General features: G+C 73.5%; 5 protein-coding genes. All 5 read right to left on the reverse strand.

What is annotated here, in order from left to right; translation table 11 throughout:
- From AC0NZQ_RS06610 to AC0NZQ_RS06630, 5 genes are read right to left on the reverse strand one after another with little or no spacing between them, the layout of a single operon-like run.
- Positions 1-225, reverse strand: a complete 225-nt coding sequence (locus AC0NZQ_RS06610; RefSeq protein ID WP_474528881.1) for an MbtH family protein — start codon at positions 223-225, stop codon at positions 1-3.
- A complete protein-coding gene (locus tag AC0NZQ_RS06615) occupies positions 222-1052 on the reverse strand; it encodes a thioesterase II family protein (RefSeq protein ID WP_474528882.1) in 831 nt (276 codons plus the stop codon). The genes AC0NZQ_RS06610 and AC0NZQ_RS06615 overlap by 4 nt, the downstream gene beginning before the upstream one ends.
- Complete coding sequence (locus tag AC0NZQ_RS06620; RefSeq protein WP_474528883.1) at positions 1049-2443, reverse strand: enoyl-CoA hydratase/isomerase family protein; 1395 nt, start codon at positions 2441-2443, stop codon at positions 1049-1051. The genes AC0NZQ_RS06615 and AC0NZQ_RS06620 overlap by 4 nt, the downstream gene beginning before the upstream one ends.
- A complete protein-coding gene (locus AC0NZQ_RS06625) occupies positions 2440-17172 on the reverse strand; it encodes an amino acid adenylation domain-containing protein (protein WP_474528884.1) in 14733 nt (4910 codons plus the stop codon). Before AC0NZQ_RS06625 ends, AC0NZQ_RS06620 begins: the two co-directional genes overlap by 4 nt.
- Positions 17169-25049: an amino acid adenylation domain-containing protein gene (locus tag AC0NZQ_RS06630; protein WP_474528886.1), complete on the reverse strand. Its 7881-nt coding sequence runs from the start codon at positions 25047-25049 to the stop codon at positions 17169-17171. The genes AC0NZQ_RS06625 and AC0NZQ_RS06630 overlap by 4 nt, the downstream gene beginning before the upstream one ends.
- Positions 25050-25082 lie beyond the last annotated feature (33 nt).

Raw genomic sequence — 25082 nt, forward strand, 5'->3', positions numbered from 1 at the left:
TCACATCGTCGCGCCGTCGGCCGCCATCGCGGCCACCAGGCTGGCCGGTCGCATGTCCGTCCACACCGTCTCGATGTGGTGCAGCGCTGTCTCCCGGTCGGTGGCCTCGAGCTCGACGGTCCAGCCCGCGGGAACGGCTGCGAACGACGGCCACAGTGAGTACTGCCGCTCGTCGTTGACCAGGACCAGGAAGGTGGCTTCGGCGTCGTCGAAGGGATTGTTCATCGGAGCTCCTCGGTTCGGCTGGGTGTGTCGATGATGTCGCCCGACTCTGCGACGGGCCTGACGTAGGCCTGACGAGCCGGCGGCATCGGGCCGGCCGCGGCTGCGATGTCGTGGACCAGGGCCGTGACGACGGGCGTCGGGTCGAGGTAGGGGTGGAAGTGGTCGCCGGCGAAGGTGTGGGTGACGATGGGCCGATCCGTCACGTCGGCCCAGGCCACGGCCTCGTCGGCCGTCAGCTCGGCATCGTCGAGTCCGCGATGCACGGACAGTGGCACGTCGACCCGTTCGCGCGGGCGTGGCTCATAGGTCTCAACGAGGCAGTAGTCGGCGCGCGTCGAGGAGAGGATCATCGCTCGCAGGTCGGGATCGTCCAGCAGCTCCGCCGGAACGCCGCCGAGGCGCCGCAGCTCGGCGAGCACGTCGTCCTCGGAGCCCGAGTGGACCGTCGTCGGTCGCAGGACATCGGGGCCGGGCAGCCCCGACACCGTCAGCGAGACGACCCGATGACCCGTGTCGGTGAGCATGCGCGCCAGGTGGAATGCCACCAGGGCGCCCATGCTGTGACCGTAGATCGCGACCGGCCGGTCGGAGAGAGTCGCGACGGCGCCGGCCGCCTCGGCCGCCAGGCTGCGCACGTCGCGGGCGAGAGGATGGTGCGCGCGGTCACCGCGCCCCGGGTACTGCACGGCATGCAGCTCGACATCGTCGGGCAGCAGGCCGTCCCACGGGTGGAACGCAGTGGCCGAGCCGCCGCCGTGCGGACAGGCGACGAGCCGGACGCCCTCGGTGCGCGGACGGCGGCAGCGCAGCACCTCGCCGGTGATCACCCTGCACGTCCGGCGGCGGCACGGCGTTCGCGTCGCTGGATCCAGGTGCGCTCCAACTTCTCGACGAGGTCGGGGCTGTACAGCCGATAGGCCTGTTCGAGGGCGTAGCGGGCCAGGTAACGCCGAAAGAGCTCGGGGGGTTCCTCGCCGAAGTGCACCATCCGCCGGTTGGCGAGCACGGCGGGGTTGTCCAGCCGCTGGGCTGCCGTCAGGACGGCCGCGTCGACGTGCTCGGCCGGCACGGCGTCGTCGACCAGCAGGCGTCCCTCCGGCGAGCCGGCCGTGGCGCGTCGTCCCCCGACGATGAAGTCGCGGGCCAGGCGGGCGCCGAGTACGCGGGGCATCCGCAGGTTGGCCAGGCCGGGCACCAAGCCCTCGTCCAGAGCCGGGAGGGAGAACCAGGAGTCCTCGGCGGCCACCACGCGGTCGAACTGCGGCAGGATCTGCATGCCGCCGCCCACGGCGAACGAGTCGACGGCCGCGACCCAGGGCTTGTCCGCTGCGGGCCACCAGCGGTCTCCGCAGGACCCGTCGGCGGGTCCGCCCGCCAGCTCGTCGTCGACGGCCAGGCCGCGGGTGAACTTCGAGATGTATCCCGCCTCGCGCCGTAGCAGGAAGCCGAGCAGCGAGATGCCGCCGTCGAAGAGGGTTGTCAGGTTGATGCCCGCGTTGAAGACGCGGCGCCCGGTGTAGGACGGGTGGGTCATCGACGCGCCGCGCAGCACGCCGACATGGGTGGCGGGATCCAGCAGCACCAGGTCGGTGCAGGTCTCCAGGCCCGCGACGGCGTCGTCGTCCTCGGCGTTGAGATAGCGCAGATTTGCGAATTCGACGATCGAGATGCCATCGGTTCGCGTGACCCGGCACAGACCGGTGTCGACGTGACCGGTCCGAGCAAATTCCGCCTGCCGATCGAGGGCGGCCGGGGTGGGGCGCAGCATCGCCCGGAGCAGGTGTGGGCCGGCGACGTCGTCGTCGAGCAGGGCGTGGAAGAAGAGGCCCTGGTCGATCTCCCAGCCCTCTTTCTCTCGCTGCGGCAGGGCGGCGTCGGCGGCCATCTGGGCTGGTTCGGGAAGCAGTCCCGGGAAGACGTCCACGGCAGCCGCGGCGATCTCGTCGAACCCGAGCGCGTGCCGGTGCCCGTCGGTCAGCTCGGCATGGACGGTGCCGGCGTGCCGGGCGAGGAACCGGCGACGCGCCCGGCGTCCCATCGCGTGCGCCTGCGCCGCCCGCGCGCTCTCGCCCGCATCGCGCCGGACCGAGGACGGCAACAGGTCGACGGTCTCGCGTTCGCGTCGCAGCACATCGCGCACGGCGGCCCACTCGGCGCCGAAGTCATCGCACGAGCCGGCCCGGAAGGAGGTCCGATACTGGTCGGCAGTGGTGGTCACGTGGTCACGTCCGTTCGTCTCGTCGTGGACAGCAGGTCCTCGGTCAGCAGCCGGTGCCCGATCTCGGCCAGGGCCGCAGGCCGGGCAATGCCGGCGTGGTCGGTGTCGAGCCGCGTGACGTGCACCTGGCCGCGGGCATGGGCCTGCCAGGCGGACGGGTCGAAGTCGCCCTCGGCGGGGTCGTGATGGGCGCCGAAGAAGTGCAGGTCGGCATCGACGACGGTGGGCGAGAAGTCCGCGAGCAGGGACGTGTTGTTGACGAACACCGCGATCAGCCTGTCCACGGCGTCGTCGTCGAGGCCCGCGACCGCCGAACCGGTGTCGCGCAGGCGGTCCATGACCGGACCTCGTTCCAGATCCGCCGGGCCGAATTCGGTGGCCCGGTCCAGCCCCGCGGCGTTCAACAGGATCGCGAGCACCTGCTGCTCGCCGACCTCGCCGTAGTCGGCGTCGAAGGTGCCGGGGTAGGCGTCCAGGACGGCCAGCAGGTCGACGTCGCCGCCGAGCGCCTGCAGCCGTGCGGCGAGGGCGTGCGCGACGAGCCCACCGAAGGACCAGCCGAGCAGCCGGTACGGACCGTCGGGGTTGATGCGCCGGACCTGGTCGGCGTAGTCGGCGACCATCGAGTCGATGCTGTCGGCGAGCTCGTCGCCGGGCAGCAACCCCCGCGCCTGGAGCGCGTACACCGGCTGGTCGGCCGGCAGGGCGCGCAGCAGCCCGGCGTAGATCCACCCGAACCCACCGGCCGGGTGCACGCAGAACAGCGGCGGGCGGGAGCCGCCGGTGCGCAGCGCGAGCATCACGCCCAACGGGTCACCGGCAGGTGCCCCACCGGCCGCGCGGGCGCTCAACCCGGCGACGGTCGGGGTGTCGAACAGCTCAGCCACGCTCAGCTCGATCCCGAGCGTGGCCCGGATGCGGCTCACCAGCCGCAGCGCCAGCACGGAGTGTCCGCCGAGATCGAAGAAGCTGTCGTCGATACCGACAGCGGTCGACAACCCCAGTACGTCGGCGAAGAGGCCGGCCAGGACGTCCTCGTGTGGCGTGCGTGGCAGCCGCCTGTCTCCATCGTCACCACGCCGATCCCAGTCGGGGGTCGGCAACGCGGCGCGGTCGAGCTTGCCGTTGGCGGTGAGGGGTAGTTCGGCCAGCACCACGAAGGTTGCGGGAACGAGGTAGTCGGGCAGGGACTGCTCCAGGTCGGCGCGCAGCCGGGCCAGGTCCAGCGACGGTCCGTCCACCACGTACCCGACCACGGACGGATCGCCGGCGGGGCCACGGTGAACGGCCACAGCGGCTCCGCTGACGTCGGGGTGGGCGGCGAGCGCGGCCTGCACCTCCGAGGGTTCGATGCGGAAGCCGCGGATCTTGACCTGGTCGTCGTCCCGGCCGAGAAACTCCAGCACTCCGTCGGCGTTCCACCGGGCGAGGTCACCCGTGCGGTACATCCGAGCGCCGCCGTCGCCGAAGTCGGTGGCGAACGGGTCGGGGACGAACCGTTCTGCGGTGAGCTGCGGCTGTTGCCAGTACCCGCGGGCGAGCCCGGCGCCGGCGATGTACAGCGAGCCGGGCGCGCCCGGTGGGACGAGTTGCAGTCGGTCGTCCAGCACATAGGCACGGGTGTCGGAGAGCGGAGATCCGATGGGCACGCTGTCGGCGACGACGTCACCGGCAGCGAAGCCTCGCCACGTGCAGCCCAGGGTGATCTCGGTCGGGCCGTAGAGCACCTTGACCACCGTCGTCGGGCTCGCGGCGAGCACGGCCCGTACCGCGCCGGCGGGGACGACATCGCCGCCGGTCCACACCTGGCCGATGCCGTCGAAGGCGTCCGGGGTCTCGTCGGCGATGACCCCGAACAAGCCGGCAGTCACCAGCAGGGAGGTGACGCCGTGCTCGGCGGCCATGCGACGCAGCACGTCACCGTCCAGCTCGCCGGCGGGTGCGACGACGATACGGCCCCCGGACAGCAGCGGACTCCAGAGCTCGTAGGTCGAGATGTCGAAGGCGAACGGGGAGTGCATGAGCACCCGAGCGTCCGGCCCCGGCTCCCAGCACGGGTCGACGGCCAGGGCGATGACGTCGTGGTGGGTGATGCCGATGCCCTTCGGCTCGCCCGTCGAGCCGGAGGTGAACATCAGGTAGGCAAGCTGCTCCGGCGCGATGTGGCGAGGACGGGGGGTGGCCGGGTCGGTGATGTCGGCGGCTGTCGGATCGGCGACGACCAGGTCGGCGGGTCCGATCGACCAGCGGGGCACGCGTGCGCCGTCGGTGACGTCGGCGGGCACCCGCTCGGCGGAGACGTCGTCGGTGAGCAGCAGTCGAGCGCCGGTGGCCGCGACCACCTGCCGCCACCGTGCCGCGGGGTGCCGGTCGTGCAGCGGGACGTACACGGCACCTGCGCCCAGGACGGCGAGGGTGGAGATCACCAGCTCGGCGGAGCGTCGCTGCAGGATCGCCACGCGGTCCTCGGTCCCGATCCCGGCGCGCACGAGCCGCCGGGTGAGTCGGTCGGCGCAGGCTGCCACCTCGGCGTAGGTGAGTTCCCGCTCGCCGTCGACGACGGCGATCGCGTCGGGGGTGAGCCGCACCTGCTCGGCGAAGAGGTCGGGTACCGAGCGGGCAGTCTCCCTGCCGGGTGCGATGGTGTCGTTCCACTCGTGCAGCACGCGTCCGCTCAGGTCGGCGGCCAGCACCGGGAGGTCGGCCAGCGGACGGTGTGGCTCGGCCGCCGCGGCCGTCAGCAGCTGGACGAGCCCGTCGATCACGGCCTCGGCGATCATCGGGTGGAACAGGTCGGTGCGGTACTCCAGCATCGTCTCGATACCGCCGGGCCGACCATCGGCGTCCCGGCGTTCGACGGCGTTGACGGTGAGGTCGAACTTGGCGATGTCGAGGTCGACCATCACCGGCGTCGCCGTGACCCCCGGCAGGTCGAGGGCGCCCGCAGGCGCGTTCTGCAGCGCCAGCAGCACCTGGAAGAGCGGGTGCCGCGTGGTCGACCTGGTCGGCGCGAGGTCGCTGACGATGTGCTCGAAGGGCAGGTCCTGGTTGTCGAACGCGGCGAGGGCGGTGTCGCGGGCGCGGCCGAGCAGCTCGTGCAGGCTCGGGGTCCCGCTCGTGTCGGTGCGTAGGACGACCGGGTTGATGAACAGCCCGACCAACTCGTCCAGGGTGTCGGAGGTGCGCCCGGCCACCGGCGTGCCCAGAGGGATGTCCGTGCCGGCGCCCAGCCTGGTGAGCAGCGCCGACAGGGCCGCCTGCAGCACCATGAAGACGGTGGCGTCGGCCTCGCGTGCGATCCGCAGCAGGTCGGCATGCACGGCGGCCGGAACCGTGCGCAGGATGGCCCGTCCCGCACCCTCGACTGCGGGCACCGGCTGATGGGTGCCGGGGAGTTCCAGGGCCGCGGGCAGACCCTGCAACGTGCGGGCCCAGAAGGCGCGCTGGGCATCGAGGTCGTGCACGGCGCGGCGCTGCCACAGTGCGAAGTCCGCGTACTGCAGCGGCAGCGGGGCGAAGTCCGGTCGGCCACCAGCGTGGCGTGCCGCGTAGGCGACGCTCAGGTCGCGGCCGAGCGGGGCGAGCGACCAGCCGTCGGCGGCGATGTGGTGCACGACCAGCACGAGGACATGCCGCTGCTCGGACTCGCGCAGCAGCATCGCTCGGATCGGCAGATCGCGGGCCAGGTCGAAGCAGTGGCCGGCGGCGGCGCGCAAGGCCGGCTCGAGGGTGTCGGGCGTGACGTCCACGCACTCGAAGACCGGCCGCGCCTGCTCGGCCGGCACCACGATCTGGGTGCCCGAGCCGTCGACCTCGTCGATCAGAGTCCGCAGCACCTCGTGCCGGGCGACGACATCGTCGAGAGCGAGGGCGAGCGCCTCGACGTCGAGTGACCCCTCCAGCCGCATCGCGATCGGCAGGTTGTAGGTCGGGTCGGGGCCGGTGACTCGGTCCAGGAACCACAGCCGTTCCTGGCCGAACGACAGCGGCAACCGATCGGGGCGGGAGCCGGCTTCCGGGGCGCTCCGTCGACCGGAGGCCGCCCGGCGCATCCTGGTGCTCAGCTGCGCGATCGTCGGAGCCTCGAACAGGTCGCGCAGTGCGAGGTCGACCTGCAGTGTCGACCGGATGCGGGCCAGCAGCCGGGTGGCGAGCAGCGAGTGCCCGCCGAGGTCGAAGAACCCGTCGTCGATGCCGACGTCCGACACCTGCAGGATCTCGCCGAAGAGCGCGGCGAGCGACCGCTCGTCGTCGTTGCGCGGCAGTCGAGCCGGACCGACGGGGGCGGGGTCCGGCAGGGCGGCGATGTCGAGCTTGCCGTTGGCCGTGCGGGCGAACTCGTCGACGACCACCACGACCGAAGGCACCATGAAACCCGGCAGCGTGGTCGCCAGCTCGGCGCGAAGCTGCAGCGGGTCGCAGGCAGCGGTGTCGGGGGCGGGAACCACGTAACCGACCAGACGTGTTCCGGTCGCCTCCCGGCGGCCGACCACCGCGGCGCGTCCGACGCCCGGCAGCGCGCCGAGCGCGGCCTCGACCTCGCCGAGCTCGACCCGGAACCCCTGGATCTTCACCTGGTCGTCGCTGCGGCCGAGGTACTCCAGTGCTCCGGAGCGGAGGCGCCGGGCCCGGTCACCGGTGCGGTACATCCGTGACCCCGGAGGCCCGAAAGGATCGGCGACGAAGCGCGCGGCGGTCAGCTCCGGACGACCCCGATAGCCCCGTGCCACCCCGTCTCCGGCGAGGTAGAGCTCGCCGGGCACGCCGTCGGGGACCGGTCGCAGATGAGCGTCGAGCAGGCGGACGACGGCGCCGTCCACGCTCTCGCCGAGCGGGGCGATGCCGGGCCAGGTGTCGACCCGGGCCGGCATCGTCGCCGTGGTGACGGCATGGGTCTCCGCCGGACCGTAGACGTTGTGCAGCGTGCGTCCGGAGGCGAAGAAGCGGCGTGTGGCGGCGGCCGTCGAGAGAGCCTCACCCCCCTGGAAGACATCGGTCAGCGCGGGAAGCTGGTGCCCGGTCCGCCCGGCGGCCTCGATCAGAGCCTCGATGACCAGGTTGGGGGCGAACAGCTCGGCGACGTCGTGCCGCTGCAGCCAGCCGACCAGCAGGTCGGCGCTGCGGCGGGTCGGTTCGGTCGGCAGCACGAGGGTGCGTCCGCTCCCCAGCGGCGCCAGGATCTCCTGGACCGAGAAGTCGAAGCCGATCGCGGTGAACTGGGCCGTCCGCACCCCGGTCGCGGCCGGGAAGCGGCGGATGTGCCAGCGCAGCAGGTTGGACAGACCCGCACCCGGCATGACGACGGCCTTCGGCACCCCGGTGGAGCCCGAGGTGTAGACGACGTACGCCGGGTTGGCGAGGCGGATCGGGGCGGTGCGCTCGTCGTCGGTGAGCGGGGCGGTGGGGTCGACCGGGGCGTCGGCGCTACCGACAGCGACGAGCGGAATCTCGGTCGGGATGCCGTCGCAGGCTCCGACGTTGCTCAGCACGCAGAGCGGTCGTGCGTCCGACAGCATCTGGGTCACCCGCGCAGCCGGGTACTCGCAGTCGACGGGCAGGTAGGCCGCGCCGGTCTTGATCACGGCCAGGATCGCCACGACCAGCTCTGCCGAGCGCGGCATCGCGACCGCGACCACCTGCTCCGGCCCGGCGCCCCGGGCGACGAGAGCACGAGCGAGCGTGTCAGCCCGGCGGTGCAGTTCGGCGTAGGAGAGGCTGCTCTCCTCGAAGACGACGGCGGTGGCGTCCGGGGTGAGCGCGGCCTGCGCCTCCAGCAGGGCATGCACCCGGTCGTCCGCCGCCGCGACCGGCGGCTGCCCCGCGCCGGCGGCGAGCGCCGCCCGCACCTCGTCCGGGGCCGCGGCGGGGAGGTCGCAGAGGCGACGGTCGGGGTCGGTGGCCAGCGCGGCGAGCAGCTGCCCGAAGCGGTCCGCGAGCGCGGCGACGGTGGCGTGGTCGAACAGGTCGGAGCTGTACTCGAGCGCCGCGTCGATGCCCGCCGGGGCCCCGTCGGAGTCGACCTCGGCCGACATGGACAGGTGCAGGTCGAACTTCGCGATGCCGACGTCGACCGGGGCGGTGGCGACCTCGACACCGTCGAAGGTGAGCGGACCGGTGCCGTCGATGTAGGAGAACATCACCTGGAACAGCGGCGGGTGTGACATCGAGCGCTGCGGCCGCAGATGCTCGACGACCTTCTCGAACGGCACGTCCTGGTGGGCGTAGGCGGCCAGGGCCGTCTCCCGCACCCTTGCGAGCAGGTCGCGGAAGGTCGGGGCTCCGGCGAGGTCGGTGCGGAGCACGAGAGTGTTCACGAAGAAGCCGACGAGGTCGTCGACGGCCTCGCTCGACCTGCCGGCGACGGGGCTGCCGATCGGGATGTCGTTGCCCGCGCCGTGCTGTTCGAGCAGGGTCGCGAAGGCGGCCTGCAGGGTCATGAACAGGGTCGCCCGGGAGTCGGCGGCGACGGCGTTCAGGGCGCGATGGACGCTGGCCGGCACCTCGAAGCGCACTGTCGCGCCACGGTGGCTCGGTATCGACGGGCGCGGCCGGTCGGTGGGCAGGTCCAGGGCCTCGGGAATGCCCCGCAGGGCCTCGCGCCAGTAGGCCAGCTGGCCGGCGGCCAGGCTGTCGGCATCATCCTCGGCCCCGAGCAGCTCGCGCTGCCACAGGGCGTAGTCGACGTACTGCACGGGCAGGTCCGGCCAGGTCGGCGCGGTGCCGGCGAGCCGGGCGGCGTAAGCCGTGGAGAGGTCCCGGGCCAGCGGGCGCCACGACCAGCCGTCGCCGGCCACGTGATTGAGCACCAGCAGCAGGACATGCTCCTCGGGACCCACGCCGAAGACGGTGGCGCGGATGGGCAGGTCGTGTGCCGGGTCGAAGGGCAGCCGGGCGGCGCGGTCCACCGCGGCCTCGAGGTCGTCCTCGGCGACCGGGACGAAGGGGCAGGCGATGGCGACGTCCTCGGCGGCCACGACGTCCTGGTAGGGCACGCCGTCGTCGTCGGACGGCAGCAGCGTGCGCAGGGACTCGTGGCGAACGGTCACGTCGGTGACGGCCGCGCGCAGGGCGTCGACGTCGAGCCGGCCGCGCAGGCGCAGGCTCATCGGGATGTTGTAGGTCGCCGAGGGGCCCTCGAGCTGGCGCAGGAACCACAGGCGCAGTTGGGCGAACGACAGCGGTGGCCGCGCCGGCCGCGGCCGACGGGTCAGGCTGGGTCGACTGCCCTGGGCCGCGCCGACGCACTCGGCGAAGGCGGCGACGGTGGGTGCAGCGAACAGGTCCCGCACCGAGACGTCCACGCCGAAGACGCTGCGGACCCTGCTGACCAGGCGGGTGGCGAGCAGCGAGTGTCCGCCGAGGTCGAAGAAGTCGCGGTCGGCACCCACTCGGGACAGGCCCAGCAGTTCGGCGAAGAGCGAGCACAGGATCTGCTGCCGCTCACCGACGGGCTGGGCCCCGACCGCGCGGACGTCCCAGTCCGGCGTGGGGAGGGCCGCCCGGTCGAGCTTGCCGTTCGGGGTGAGCGGCAGCGCGTCGAGCACGAGGATGGCCGACGGCACCAGACCGGCGGGTAGGGCGGTGCGGCAGGCCGCGGCCGCACGGGCGGGCAGGTCGTCGGCCGGCTTGCCGCCGGGGACGTTGGCCAGTGGCCGGGCCGGGTCGGCCGGACGGGCGGGTCGCGCGGACGCGGCACGACCGGGCGCCGCCACTTCGATGTCGATCCGACCCGGTGTCGCGGAGGGCATGACGGCGACGTCCAGGCCATGGTCCGCGGCCCAGGTCGCGACGGCCTCGGGGTCGGGCCACGCGCCGGTGGGCACGGCGTCGAGGGCGCGCCGCGCGGCCTCGGCGTCCCCGTCGAGCAGCAGCGCGCGGGCAGTCGTCTCGTGCTGCTGCCGGGTGTCGGGCGCGCCGGTCACGCGGATCGCGTCCTGGGGCTGAGTCCGGGCCTCCACCACGGCCAGCGCGAAGGCGGCCGGGTCGTCGAACTCCGGCCGCCAGGCGAGGTCGACGGTGCTCGCGCGCGTCGGTTCGACGCTGTGGAGCACCACGTCGTAGCGGTGCCGGGTCATCTCGTTGTGCCGGGCACCCCGACGCACCCGTAGCTCGACGCCCGGCAGGCCGAGCGCGGCCATGCGGTCGGCGCCGAACCAGGCGGGGTCCAACAGCAGCTCCGGTTCGTCGGCAAGGCTGCGTGTGACCCGCGCGGCGACGGTGCTCGCGGTGTCGAACTCACTGCCCCGGCGCAGCTCGACCGCGGTGCGGAATGTTGCCAGCGAGGCCAGATTGCGGACGTCGCCGAGGACGATGCGCCCGGTCGGGCTCAGGAGCGGCACCAGGTTGCCGAGCAGGTCGGCCAGGTAGTCGGCGCTGGGGAAGTACTGCACCACCGAGTTCAGGACGATGGTGTCGAACCGTCCGGTCGGCAGGCCGGCGAGGTCGTGCGCGGGGCGCGCGTCCAGGGTGACCCGGTCGACGAGCGCGGGATCGGCGGCCACGTGCCGACGCAGGCGCTCGATGACAGCGGCCGAGATGTCGGTGCCGACGTACTCGGCGCAGGTCGGGGCGATCCGGGTGAGCACCAGGCCGGTGCCGCAGCCGATCTCGAGCACGGTCGACCCGGCGTGCCGGCTGATGAGATCGACGCTGGCCTGTCGCCACTCGGCCATCTCGGCCTCCGGCAGCGGACGGCCGGTGTAGCTGGAGTTCCAGCCGGTGAAGTCGTCGCCGGCGGCGGTGCCGGTGTCGCGGTAGTGCTCGTCGTAGGTCGTGCGCCAGACCGCGAGCCGGGCGTCCTCGCCGTCGAGGTCGCGGCCGTCGCCCTCGTCGGTCGCCGGACCGGGCACCAGGTAGCCGACCAGCCGTGGTTCGCCGCGGTGCTCGACCGTGGTGACGACAGCCCGCTCGACGCCAGGGACAGTGCCGAGCACGGCTTCGACCTCGCCCGGTTCGATGCGGACGCCTCGCACCTTGACCTGCTCGTCAGCCCGGCCCAGGTAGTCCAGCTGGCCGTCGGCGCGCCACCGGGCCAGGTCGCCCGAGCGGTACATCCGCGAGCCGGCGGGACCGAAGAGGTCGGCGACGAAGCGCTGCGCGGTCAGACCGGGCCGACCCAGGTAACCCCGCGCGATGCCGCCGCCGGCCAGGTAGAGCTCGCCGACGACCCCGACGCCGACCGGCTGCAGCCGGTCGTCCAGGACGTAGGTGCGCGCGTGCGCCACCGGACGTCCGATCGGCGGGGTCGCCGGGTCGACCAGGGTGTCGCTCACCGTCGTGCAGACGGTGGCCTCGGTGGGGCCGTAGGCGTCGTACATCTCGCGGCCGGGCGCCCACCGGGCGAGGAGCTCGGCAGTGCCGGCCTCGCCGGCGATCACGAGGGTGACGTCGTCGGCGAAGGTGTGGCTGCCCATGGCGGCGAGGGCGCTCGGGGTGATGGTGACGAAGTCCGTTGCGGTCTCACCGACGAGATCGGCCAGTGCTGCCCCGGGTCGGAGCCGGTCGGCGGGGGCCAGCGTGAGGGCGCTACCGGAGAGCAGGGCCAGCGTGATCTCCCAGGCGGCGGCGTCGAAGCCGATCGCGGCCAGCTGCAGGACGCGGCGGCCGGGGCCCAGGCCGAAGCGCTCGATCAGCGGAACCAGGTTGGCGACGATGTTGCGGTGCTCGACCATCACACCCTTCGGGCGTCCGGTCGAGCCCGAGGTGTAGACGACATAGGCGGCGTCGCGGGGGTGCGGGCCGGCTGCGGCGACGGCGGGCTCCGCCTCGCCGAGGTCGTGAGTCACGGCGCCCCGGTCGGAGGCTGCGACGATCATGACGGCGGCCTCGGCGGGTAGCCCGCCGGCGAGCGTGGCCGTGGTGAGCACCAGGCGCGGGCTGCTGTCGGCCAGCAGGTGAGCGATGCGAGCCTGCGGGTAGTCCGGGTCGATCGGCACGTACGCTGCCCCGGTCTTCAGCACGGCCACGAGGGCGCAGATCAGCTCCGGGGACCGTGGCAGGCACAGCGCCACCCGGTCGCCGCGACCGACGCCGCGGGCGAGCAGCGTCCGCGCGAGGCGGTCGCTGCGGGCGTCGAGCTCGGCGTAGCTGATCGTCGTGCCCTCGTACCGCAGCGCATCGGCGTGCGGGGTCTCCCGGACACGGCGTGCGAACAGCTCCGGCCAGGTCGTCCCGGCACCGGCGTCGGTCTCGGTGTCGCTGCCGGTGTCGTTCCAGTCGTGGACGACGCGGTCGTACTCCTCGTCGGGCAGCACGTCGACGTCGCCGATGCGGGCGTCGGGGTCGGCGCAGACGGCCGCGAGCAGCATCGTGAAGCGCTCGCTCAGCGCCCGGACGCTCTCCCGCTCGAAGAGGTCGGTGTCGTACTCCCAGTCGCCGTGCAGCTCGGCGGCGCCGGTGCCGTCCGCGCAGGGAGCGATACGGCGGGCCAGGGCCAGCGCCAGATCGAACTTGGCGAACCCGACCTGCACCGGCTCGACGGCGACCTCCAGATCGGCGAGCACGGGCTCGGTCCGGGGCGCGGACTGATAGGCCAGCAGCACCTGGAACAGCGGGTTGCGGGCGTGGCTGCGCGCGGGGTTCACCGCCTCGACGAGCTTGTCGAAGGGAAGGTCCTGGTGTGCGTAGGCGGCGAGGTCCGTCTCCCGGACTCGGCCGATCAGCTCACGGAAGGTCGGGTTGCCCGACGTGTCGACCCGCAGCACCAACGTGTTGACGAAGAAGCCGACCAGATCCTCGAGCGCGTCGTCGGTGCGTCCGGCGATGGGGCTGCCGATGGGGATGTCGGTGCCCGCGCCCACGCGGCTCAACAGGGCAGCGAAGGCGGCGTGCAGCACCATGAAGAGGCTGGCGTCGCAGCCCTTCGCCAGCGCGTCCAGCCGGGCGGTGAGCGCCGGGTCGGCTCGGAAGGCGAGGGTCGAGCCGCGGTGTCGGGCCGAGTCGGGACGGGACCGGTCCGTGGGCAGGCGCAGGCCCTCGGGCAGCTCGGCCAGCTGCTCGCGCCAGTAGTCCAGCTGCTCGGTCATCAGACTGGTCCGGTCGTCCTCGGAGCCGAGCAGTCGGCGTTGCCACAGGGCGTAGTCGGCGTACTGCACGCTCGTGCCGGCCGGCTCCGACCCGGGCCCGCTCGTGGGCTCCTCGCCGGCCTGCCGGCGCGTGTAAGCGCGGTTCAGATCGTCGAGCAGCGTGCCGATGGACCATCCGTCACCGGCGATGTGGTGCAGCACGAGCATCAGCACGTGCTCGTTGTCCGAGAGCCGCAGCAGCGTCGGGCGCAGCGGCAGGTCGACGGCGAGGTCGTAGACGACGGCGGCCAGCTCGGCGAGCCGGCCCGGCAGCTCGCCGGGGGCGATCTCCTCGACGGCGAGCGCCGGGGCCCGGTCGGGAACGGGGTGCACCAGCTGGTGCGGCTCTCCGTCGACGGCCGGGTAGGTGGTGCGCAGGATCTCGTGGGCGGCGAGGCAGTCGGCGAGCGCCTGCTGCAGGGCCTCGACGCGCAGAGCACCGGTGAGGCGCAGGGCCGTGGGGATGTTGTACGTCGAGTTCGGCCCGTCCAGCCGGTTGAGGAACCACAGCCGGCGCTGCGCGAACGACAGCGGCAGTACCGCCGGACGCTCGGCACGGCTCAGTGGCGGGCGTGTCGAGGCGCGGTCGTCGAGCAGGCCGGCGAGCCCGGCGGGGGTGGGGCGGTCGAAGAGGTCGCGGACCGTGAGTTCGGTGCCCAGCACGCTGCGCAGCCGGGCGGTCAGTCGGGTCGCGAGCAGGGAGTGGCCGCCGAGGTCGAAGAAATCGTCGTGGACGCCGACCGGGACCGTGCGACCGAGCACGTCGGCGAAGAGCGCGCAGAGGACCTCCTCGCGCGGTGAGCGCGGCAGCCCGGCCGTGGCGGTGGACACGGGCGCCGGCAGCGCGGCCCGGTCGAGCTTGCCGTTGGCGGTGCGCGGGAGGGCAGGGACCGGCACGATGGCGGTGGGGACGAGGTGGTCGGGCAACACGGCGGCGAGGTCGGCCCGCAGCCGCACGGGGTCGGGGTGCACGCCGGGGACGCCGACGACGTAGGCGACCAGGGTGCGGTTGCCCGCGCCGGTATCGCGCGCGATGACGGCTGCGCCGGCGAGGTCAGGACGTGCGGCCAGGACGGTCTCGACCTCGCCGGGCTCGACCCGGATTCCGCGGATCTTCACCTGGTCGTCGGTGCGTCCCAGGAATTCCAGGGCACCGTCGGCGGTGCGCCGAACCAGGTCGCCACTGCGGTACATCCGCGCGCCCGGGGTCGTCGCGTACGGATCGGCCACGAACCGGGCGGCGGTCTCGGCGCTGCGGTGCAGGTAACCCCGGGCCTGCTGCACGCCGGCGAGGTACAGCTCGCCCGCGGTGCCGACCGGGACAGGACGCAGGCAGCGGTCCAGGACGTAGTTGCCGGTGCCGCGCAACGGCGTGCCGATGCCCGGCGTCCGGGTGCCGGTCGCGTCGACGGCGGTGGCGGTGACGACGTGTGTCTCGGCTGGCCCGTAGTGGTTGTGCAGCTGTGCGTATGCGACGGCACCCGTGCACAGTGCCCGCACCGGGTCACTGATCTGCAGTCGCTCCCCGGCCTGCACGACGTGCCGCAGAGACGGCAGCTGCAGGTCGAGTTCGAGGGCGGCCTCGCCTACCGCGTGCAGCACCAGGGTGGGGGCGTAGAGCTCGGTCACGCCCTCACCGGCCAGCCATCGAGCCAAGGCCGCAGCGTCCCGACGAGTGGCGTCGTCGGGAACGGCCAGGGTCCGCCCGGTGAGCAGGGCCGACAGGATCTCCTGGGACGCCACGTCGAAGCTGAGGGAGGCGAACTGGGCCACGACCGCGTCGTCGTCCGCGGGCACGACGCGGGCGTGCTCGCTCAGCAGGTTCACCAACGCCCCGGCCGGCATGACGACGGCCTTGGGGCGCCCGGTCGAGCCCGAGGTGTACATGACGTAGGCCGGGTGCAGTGGTCCGACCGGTGCGGGCGGCACCGAGTCCGCGGCCGCCTGTCCGGCCGCCAGTTCGGCTGCCAGCTCGGCGAACACGTCCTCGGTCAGCACCAGCGTCGGCCGCGCATCGGCGATCATCGCCTCGATGCGTTCGGCGGGGTAGTCGGGGTCCAGCGGCAGGTAGGCAGCCCCGCACTCGAGCACGGCGAGCAGCGCGGTGACGAGCCGGCTGGACCGGCTGAGCTGCACGGCGACGATCGACTCCGGGCCCACGCCGCGATGGCTCAGCCGGGCGGCCAGGTCGCGGACGGCAGCGTGCAGCTCCCGGTAGCTGAGGGTGGCATCCGGGGCTCGCAGCGCCACGGCCTCCGGGGTGCTGCGAGCCTGGTCGGCGAAGCGTTGCGCCGGACCTCGCCACGGGACGTCCGCGGGACGGTCGGCGACCCCGGCCGCGATCGCGCGGGCGGCGTCGTCCGGGGTGAGCAGCGTGAGTGAGCCGAGTCTGGTGTCCGGACGCGCGGCGAACTCGGCGAGCACGCGGCGCAGCGTGTCGAGCACGTCGGCCGCCGCGGCGCCGAGGCGGTGATCCAGCCGGAGGCGCAGCCGTCGGCCCGGGATGACCAGCAGCGCCAGCGGGTAGTGGGTGCCGTCGCCGACGGCGAGTTCGGTGAGCCGCAACCCGCCGGCCCGAGCGGTGAGGACGTCCTGATCCAGCGGATAGTTCTCGAAGACCAGGAGGCTGTCGAAGAGGGTGCCGCGTCCGGCGGCCTGCTGGATCCGGGCCACCGGCAGGTGCCGGTGGTCGATGAGGGCCGACTGCTCGTCCTGCAGGCGGGCCAGCAGGTCGGACAGTGTGCGCATGGGTGTCAGCGCGACCCGCACCGGGACGGTGTTGATGAAGGTCCCGATGGTGGTGTCGATGCCGGGGATCTCGGGCGGCCGGTTGGAGACAGTGGCACCGAAGACGACGTCGTCGGCGCCGGTGAGGTGGCCGAGCACGGTCGCCCAGCACCCTTGGACCACGGTGTTCAGGGTGAGCCCGTGGGCCCGTGCCGTCGCGGCGATCGCCGCGGTGGTCGGCTCGTCGAGCTCGAACCAGTCCTGCGCCGGCGGGGCGTCGCCGAGCGGACCGGCCAGCGTCGGGGACTCCAGGTCGCCGAGGTAGTCGCGCCAGGCGTCCTCGGACTTGCTCCGGTCCAGTCCGGCCAGCCAGCCGAGGTACTCGCGATAGGGCGTGACGATCGGCAACGTCGCGTCGTCGCCGTCGGCCCCGTAGAGCGCGAAGAACTCGCCCAGCAGCAGCGGCATCGACCAGCCGTCCAGGACGAGGTGGTGGGTGGTGATGAGCAGGCGATGCCGCTGCTCGCCCAACACGACCAGCGTGACGCGGAACAGCGGCGGCTGCAGCGGGTCGAAGCGGCGGGCCCGGTCGTCGGCGACGATGCGGTCCAGCCGCGCTGCGGGGTCGGGATCGGCCCGCAGGTCGAGCAGCTCGAAGGGCACCTCGATCGCGGTGGGGACGAACTGCACCGGCTCGTCCATCGTGTCCTGCCAGAACCCGGCCCGCAGGTTCGGGTGCCGGCGCAGCAGGGTCGTCAGCGACCGTCGCAGCACGTCGATGCGGATCGGGCCGTCGAGGTCCAGCGAGAGCTGCACCGTGTAGGGGTCGGGCGTCGACGGATCGGTCTCGGCCTCGGCAGCCGTCAGACCGAGCTGGAAGAGCAACCCCTCCTGGAGCGGAGCGAGCGGCAGCACCTCCGCAATGGCGCGGGGGGTCATGGGTTCACCTTCCACATGGCTTCGAGTCGCTCGATCTGGGACTGGTCCATCGACACCAGGGCCAGGTCGGACGGGGTGCGTCCGCCCGCGTCGCCCTGTGCCGCGTGCCGGTCCAGGGCGGTCAGGGCCGCTTCCCACAGCTCGGCGAGCTCGGCGAGCGCGGAGCCGGCGAAGATGCGGCCGGCGCTGCTCCACATCGCCTGCAGCACCGGACGTCCGGTCGTCGCGTCCTCGGCGGCGAAGCAGTTCAGCTCGACGGCGTGGGCCAACGGCAGGTTGAGGTCGGCGCCGGCGCCCAGTGCCGAGGCGTCCGGAGCGGCGGCGAAGGGTGTCTGCGCCGAACCGGTGAACCGCCCCAGGTAGTTGAAGCCGAGGTCGGGCTGGGGGAGCGCGGCCAGCCGGCCACCGGAGGCCGGGTGCAGGTGGCGCAGCCGGCCGTAACCGAGGCCGCCGTCCGGAATTGCGCGGATCTGCTCTTTCACGGCCTTGATCGCCTGACCGCACGCCGGCCCGGCCGCGAACGCGTCCTGCACGTCGATACCGGCGAGGTCCAGGCGGGCGGGATACAGGCTGGTGAACCAGCCGACGGTCCGGGCGAGGTCCGCACCGTCGCCGCGACCGTGGCCCTCGAGATCGACCAGCAGGCCGGAGCGTCGTGACCCACGCGGCGCGCCGGGACGGCGTCGCAACCGGGCCACGGCTAGGGCGAGCGCGGTGAGCAGGACGTCGTCGACCTTCGCGTGGTACGCCGACGGCAGGTCGATCAGCAACGCCGAGGTGAGGTCCGCGGAGACGGTGCGGACGAGCCGGACCGCGGTCCCCTCGGTGTCGCGAGCCGGGTCACTCGGGCCACCGGCGATCGGCGCCGTCGGTCCATCGAGCAGATCGAGCCATCGCTCGGTCTCACCGGCCGCGGCCCGCCGGGCGGCGTCGTCGGCCAGCGATGCGGCCCAGGACCGGAACGAGCGGCTCCGAGTCGGCAGCTCGGGCCGACGGTCCTCGGCCCGGGCGGCCCAGGCCTCGGCGAGGTCGGGGAGCAGGACCCGCCAGGAGACGCCGTCGACCGCGAGGTGGTGGACGACGAGCAGCAGCGTGCCGGGGCCGTCCGGACCGGCGTCGAACCAGACAGCCTGGACCATGTCCTCGGTCGGGTCCAGGCGGGCCAGTGCGGCGGCGGTGTGCTCGGTCACGAGGCGCTCGCGCTCGTGCGATTCGGTGTCGCGCAGGTCGACGGTGCGCAGCCAGCCGGCGGCGTCCACCGAGGCTCGGACGACGACGCCGGGGCCGTCGGGACCGGAGTCGGTCAGCTGTGCGCGCAGCAGGTCGTGGTGCCCGGCCAGGGTCTGCAGGGCCCCGACGACGGTCGCCTCGGACGCCGCTGGCGGGACGGTGAACCGCAGCGACTGGCTGACGCCACGGAGCGGCCCGCCCCGGCCGGCGAGCCAGCGCAGCATCGGCGTGGGGGCGATCTCGCCGACCGGCTCGTCGGCCTCGGTCTCGGTCTCGGCGATGTCGATGGGCAGTGGCACGACGACGCGGGCCAGCTCGGCCACCGTGCGGTGCGCGAAGACCTGGGCCGCGCCGAGCTCGAGGTGCGCGCGCCGCACCCTGCCGGCGAGCTGAATGGCCATGATGCTGTCGCCGCCCAGATCGAAGAAGCCGTCGTCGATCCCGAAATCGGTGCGCCGCAGAACCGTGGCGAACGCGTCGTGCAGCTGCTGCTCGGTCTCGTTGCGGGGCGAGCGGCGGTCGCTGCCGGCGGCGAATGCGGGCGCCGGGAGCGCGCGGCGATCGAGTTTGCCGTTGGCAGTGAGCGGCAACCGCTCCAGCACCACGATCGCCGCCGGCACCATGTAGTCGGGCAGTGACTCGCCCACGCCGCCGCGCAGTGCCTGTTCCTCAAGGGCGGCCGAGCCGTCGGCGACCACGTAGCCGACGAGCCGCTTCTCACCCGGCTCGTCGCTGCGGACGATGACCGCGGCCTGGGCCACTCCCGGTCGGCGGGCGAGCACCGACTCGATCTCGCCGAGCTCGATGCGGAACCCGCGGACCTTGACCTGGTCGTCGATGCGTCCGAGGAACTCGAGGACGCCGTCGTGGCGGCGGCGGACGAGATCACCGGTGCGGTACAGCCGTGCGCCCGGGTCGCCGAAGGGATCAGCGACGAAGCGCTCGGCGGTGAGTCGCGGTCGCTGCAGGTAACCGCGGGCCAGACCCTCCCCGCCGATGTAGAGCTCACCCCGGACGCCGACCGGCACCAGGTTCAGCCGCTCGTCCAGGACGTGGCAGGTGGTGTTGTCCAGCGGGGTGCCGATCGGCACGGTGGGGGGCGCGATCCACGGTGCGCGCATGTGGTGGTGGGTGGTGAAGGTCGTCGACTCGGTCGGGCCGTAGCCGTCCACGACGACGGTGTCCGGGGATGCGGCCAGCACCCGCTCGACGGCCGTCGGTGCGACGACGTCACCGCCGGTCCAGACCTCGCCCACACCGCGGAAGCAGTCCGGGCTCTCCTCGGCCATCAGGTTGAAGACGCCGCTGGTGAGCCAGAGCGAGGTGACGGCGTGCTCGGCGATCAGGCGGCGCAGCGTGTCGGTGTCGAGATCGCCCGGCGGGCCGACGACGACGGTGCCGCCCGAGAGCAGCGGCACCCACAACTCGTACTGCGACGTGTCGAACGAGTACGGCGAGTTCAACAGCACCCGCCGCTGGTGGCCGGTCTCCCAGCAGCGGTCGGCGGCGAAGGCGACCATGTTGTGCTGGGTGATGGCCACGCCCTTGGGCTCACCGGTCGAGCCCGAGGTGTACATCACGTAGGCGAGCTGCGCCGGGACGACCTCGGGTCGGGCGGCACGGGGGACGGTGGCCGTCTCGTCACTGCCGTCGACGACGACCACGGCCGTCCGGCCCGACCACGACGCGCAGTCGAAGTCCGAGTCGGTGCGGCGGTCGGTGAGCAGCACCTCGGCGCCCACCTCGCCGAGGATGAGGGCCATGCGCGCCGGGGGAAAGCGTGTGTTGAGCGGCACGTAATACCCGCCGGCCTTGAGGACGGCGAGGAGCGAGACGACGAGATGCACCGATCGCTGCTGCAACACCGCGACCGCGGACTCCGCGCCGACGCCGTGGGCGGCGAGCCAATCGGCGAGACGTCCGGCTCGCGCGTCCAGCTCGCGATAGGTGAGGCGGGTGCCGTCGTCGGCCTGTACCGCGATGGCGTCCGGGGTGGCGCGCACCTGCTCGGCGAAGCACGCGGCCATGCCGGCAGCCGGGATGGGGGCGGCGGTGTCGTTGCACTCCGTGAGCAGTCGGGCCCGTTCGCGAGCGTCGACCAGGTCGACCGAGCCGATGCGCAGGTCGGGGTCGTCGGCTACCGCGGCGAGCAGGGCGAGCAGCCGCGTGACGATGCCCGCCGCGGTCTCGCGGTCGAACAGGTCCTGGTCGAACTCCAGGTCGCCGTCGATGCCGGCCGGGAGACCGGTGGCGTCCCGGTGGTCGACGAGGTTGATGGTGAGGTCGAACTTCGCGACGCCGAAGTCCAGCGGTTCGCGCCCGACCACGAGCCCCTCCAGCGCCGGGGTCGGCTCGAAGTCCTGGTAGGACAGCACGACCTGGAACAGCGGGTGCTGCGCACCGGCGCGTCCCGGACGGACGTGTTCGACGACGCGGTCGAAGGGGACGTCCTGATGGGCGTACGCGGCCAGCGCCGTGCTTCGCACCCGGCCGAGCAGCTCCGTGAACCGCGGGTTGCCCGAGGTGTCGGCGCGCAGTACGACCGGGTTGATGAAGAAGCCGACGAGGTCGTCCATGGCGCGGTCCGAGCGACCCGCGGCCGGGCAGCCGATGGGAATGTCGGTGCCGGCGCCCAGCCGGTCGAGCAGGGCCGCCAGGGCGGCCTGCATCACCATGTACACCGTCGATCCGTGCTGCCGTGCCAGCCTGTCCAGCCGGCGGTGCAGCAGGGTGTCGATGCGCAGCGGCAGCGACCCGCCGCGGTGTCGGGCCACCGGCGGCCGGGCCCGGTCGTAGGGCAGGTCCAGCTGGCCGGGCATGCCGTCCAGAGCCTGGCGCCAGAAGGCCAGCTGACGAGCGGCCCGGCTCGGCGGATCGGTCTCGTCGCCGAGCAGCTCCGGCTGCCAGGCCGCGACGTCGCGGTACTCCAGCGCGGGGGCCGTGCGAGCGGGCGGCGTGTCGTCGCGCAGGAGGTCGCGGTAGAGGTCGCCGAGATCGTCGAAGAGCGGGATGAGCGACCACCCGTCCCCGGCGATGTGGTGGATGAGCAACAGCAGGACGTGCTCGTGCGGACCCAGCGCGAACAGCTGCGCCCGCATCGGCAGCTCGGCGCGCAGGTCGAACGGCTCGCGAGCCGCGGCACGCAGCGCAGCGGGCAGGGACTGCTCGTCGGCCTCGGCGGTGCGTAGCAGGCGGGGCGGCACCGGCAGCACGACCGGGTCGCCGTTCTCACCCCGGTACACGGTGCGCAGGATCGGGTGCCGGTCGAGCAGGGCGCGGAGGGCGGCGTCCAGGGCGGAGCGGTCCAGTTCGCCGGACAGCCGGAGGGCGACGGGCATGTTGTAGGTCGGAGCCGGGCCGTGCACCTCCCGCAGGACCCACATGCGCCGCTGCGCCGCGGTCATGGTGAACGGGGCGTCGGGGGCCGCCGGGCGCAGCGCTGGGCGCGGCTCGCGCGCGTCGCCGGCCGCGGCGAGCAGCCCGGCCGGGGTGGGGTGGTCGAAGAGGTCGCCGATGCCGATCTCGAGGGACAGCTCGACGCGGGCGGCCGCGAGCAGGCGGGTCGCGAGCAGCGAGTGGCCGCCGAGGTCGAAGAAGTTGTCGTCCGGGGCGACGTCGTCGCGACCGAGCACGCGCGCGAAGAGCCGGCGCAGCAGGACGCCCCGGTCGTCTCCGCTCGCGGGCGCCGGCTCGCCCCCGCGCGCGGCGTCGCGGCCGTCGTCGGGCAGTGCAGCCAGGCCGGCGCGGTCCAGCTTGCCGTTGGCGTCCATCGGCAGCGCGTCCAGCACCGTGAACGACGTCGGCACCGACGCTGGCGGGAGCACGGTACGCAACAGGTCGCGCCAGGCGGCGATGTCGGACCGCGCCCCGGCGGCCGGGACGACGTAGGCGGCCAGGCTCGCTCCGGCGCCCGCGTCCTCGCGGGCCAGCACGGCCGAGTCGGCGACGCCGGGGCAGCCGGCCAGTGCGGCCTCGACCTCGCCCAGCTCGATGCGGAACCCGCGCACCTTCACCTGCCGGTCCGCGCGTCCGAGGTAGTCCAGCCCGCCGTCGGGGCGTCGGCGCACGACATCGCCGGTCCGGTACATGCGCTCACCCGACGGCGCGGCCACGAACCGCGTCGCGGTGAGACCCGGCCGGTTCAGGTAGCCGTGGGCCAGGCCGGCACCGGTCACGTAGAGCTCGCCGGCGAAGCCGTCCGGAACCGGGCAGAGCGCGGCGTCGAGCACGTGGGTGTCGAGATGGGCGAGCGGGCCGCCGATGTCGGCGCGGGACCGGCCGGGTCGCACCACGGTGTGCGTGACGTGCACCGTGGTCTCGGTGATGCCGTACATGTTCGACACGGTCGGACGGCGCCGGGTCGAGTGCAGCCAGCTGTCCAGGCGGGTGGGGTCGAGCGCCTCGCCGCCGAGCACGACGTGCCGCACCGAGGACGGCAGATCGCCGGCCGCGAGCAGCTGGTAGAGCGCCGTCGGGGTCTGGCTCAGCACGGTGACGCCGTGGTCGACCAGCAGCTGTCGCGTCGCCGCGGGCGAACGGCTCGTGAGGTAGGGGACGACGACCAGGGTGCCGCCGTGCAGCAGCGGTCCCCACAGCTCCCAGACCGAGAAGTCGAAGGCGTAGGAATGGAACATCGTCCACACGTCGGCCGGGCCGAAGTCGATCTGCTCCCGGCAGCTCGCGAAGAGGGCGGCGATGTTCCGGTGCGGGATGCAGACCCCCTTGGGACGTCCGGTGCTACCGCTGGTGTAGATCACGTAGGCGGTCGAGAGCGGATCGACGGCGACATCGGGATCATCGTCGGGGCACCCGGCGACCGCGAGGTCGGTCAGATCGACCCAGCGCGCGGCGACGTCCGTACCGCCGTCGGTGTCGCCGTCGGTGCCGCCGCCGGTTCCGTTGTCGGGGGCACCGACCGGGTGGTCGGATGCCGGGCCGCGACCCAGGATCACGACGGGGTCGGCGTCGGCGATCATGGTGCGCAGCCGCTGGGTCGGGTAGTCGGGGTCGAGCGGCAGATAGGCCGCGCCGGACTTGAGCACGCCGAGGACGGCGACGACGAGCTCGACGCCGCGAGGCAGGGCGATCGCCACCAGCGACCCCGGCCCGGCCCCGCGCGCGGCGAGGAGGTGTGCGACCCGGTTCGCGCGGGCGTTGAGCTCCGCGTAGGTGAGGGTGCCGTCGTCGGCCACGACGGCCGTCCGGTCCGGCTGGCGCCGCACCTGCGCGGCGAAGGCCGCGAGGGGCAGCGGCAGGGCGTCGGTTGCCGCGGCGGCCTGCGGACGGGCAGCACCTGTCGGCGGCGGGATGGCGCCGAGCAGGTGCGCCGCCGGATCGGCAGCAGCCTCGGCGAGGGCGGTGAGGACGCGGACGAAGCGCTCGAGGTGGCTCCGCGTCGCGGCGTGATCGAGCTGACCGGCGCTGCCCTCGACCAGCACCTGCAACCGGTCGTCGGGCAGGTCGCGGACGGTGATCTTGACGGCGTCGACAGGACCGGTGCGCAACGTCCGGACCACCGCCCCGAGCCCGGCGAAGTCGGGGTCGGGGCGCCGCGGTTGGACGTCGATCGTGACCGGGTGCATCGCCTCGCGGTCACCGAGTCGTCCGAGGTCTCGCCGCAGTTCGGCCTGCGGGTAACGCTGATGGGCCAGCAGGCCTTCGACCGCGTCCCGAACCTCGGCGACCAGCAGGTCCAGCCGCCGCGCCGGCGACGCGTCGACCACGACGGGCAGCACACCCGCGGTCATGGCGGGCAGGCTCCGGGTGGCCCGGCTGCGCCGGCCGGGGACCGCCAGGCCGACGGCGGCCCGGTCGGTGCTCAGCAGCCGTTGCGTGTGCAGGGCCGCCGCGGCCACCACCGCGACGGGACGGGCGGTGCCCGAGTGACGGGCGACGCGCTCGAGTCCGGCGGTCACGGGTGCGCCGAGGACGGTCTCGACGCGGTGGATGCTCCCGGCCGCTGAGTCGGGCACCGCCGCGGGAGCAGCAGCGAGCGGTGTCTCCGGGCTACCGGCGCAGGCCGCGCGCCAGAACCGCGCGTCGGCCTCGAAGGCAGCGTCGGCCCGGTAGGCGACCCCGGCCGCGAGCAGCTCGGCGAGCAGGTCCTCGTCGGACGACGCGACGCCGGTCGGGCCCGGACCCGACGGGTTCGGGCCTACTGAGTACGCGGCCGCCACCCGGTCCACGAACGTCGCCATGCCGCGGCCGTCCAGCGCGATGTGGTGGACGGCGAGGATCCAGTGGTGCAGTTGCGGACCGACGGTGACGAGCAGGCTGCGCAGTAGGGGGTCGGTGTCCGGGCGCAGCGGGGTGTCCAGCAGCCGGTGGGCGGCAGCCTCGGCCGCCGCGACCGGGTCGTCGGCGGCGCTGACGTCGAGGCACTCGGTCGCCGTCGAGCCGACGCCGGCAGGCAGCAGCCGCTGAGCGATGGTGCCGTCGTCGGAGACTTCGATCCTGGCGCGTACCGCCGCCGACGAGGCGATGGCGGTCTCGACGGCCGCGACGAAACGGTCCGGATCGAGGGGCCCGCTGAGCTCGATCCGGTCCGCGCCCAGATAGGTGGTGCCGCTCGGGTCGGCCGCCTGTGCGAACCAGATACCGAGCTGCGCGTCGGTGAGGTCGAGCAGCGGGGTCTCGGCGGCCGGCATCGTGGTCCCTCGTTCCGTGTCGTCGTGGGGTGG

Source organism: Jatrophihabitans sp. sgz311053, assembly GCF_056135305.1.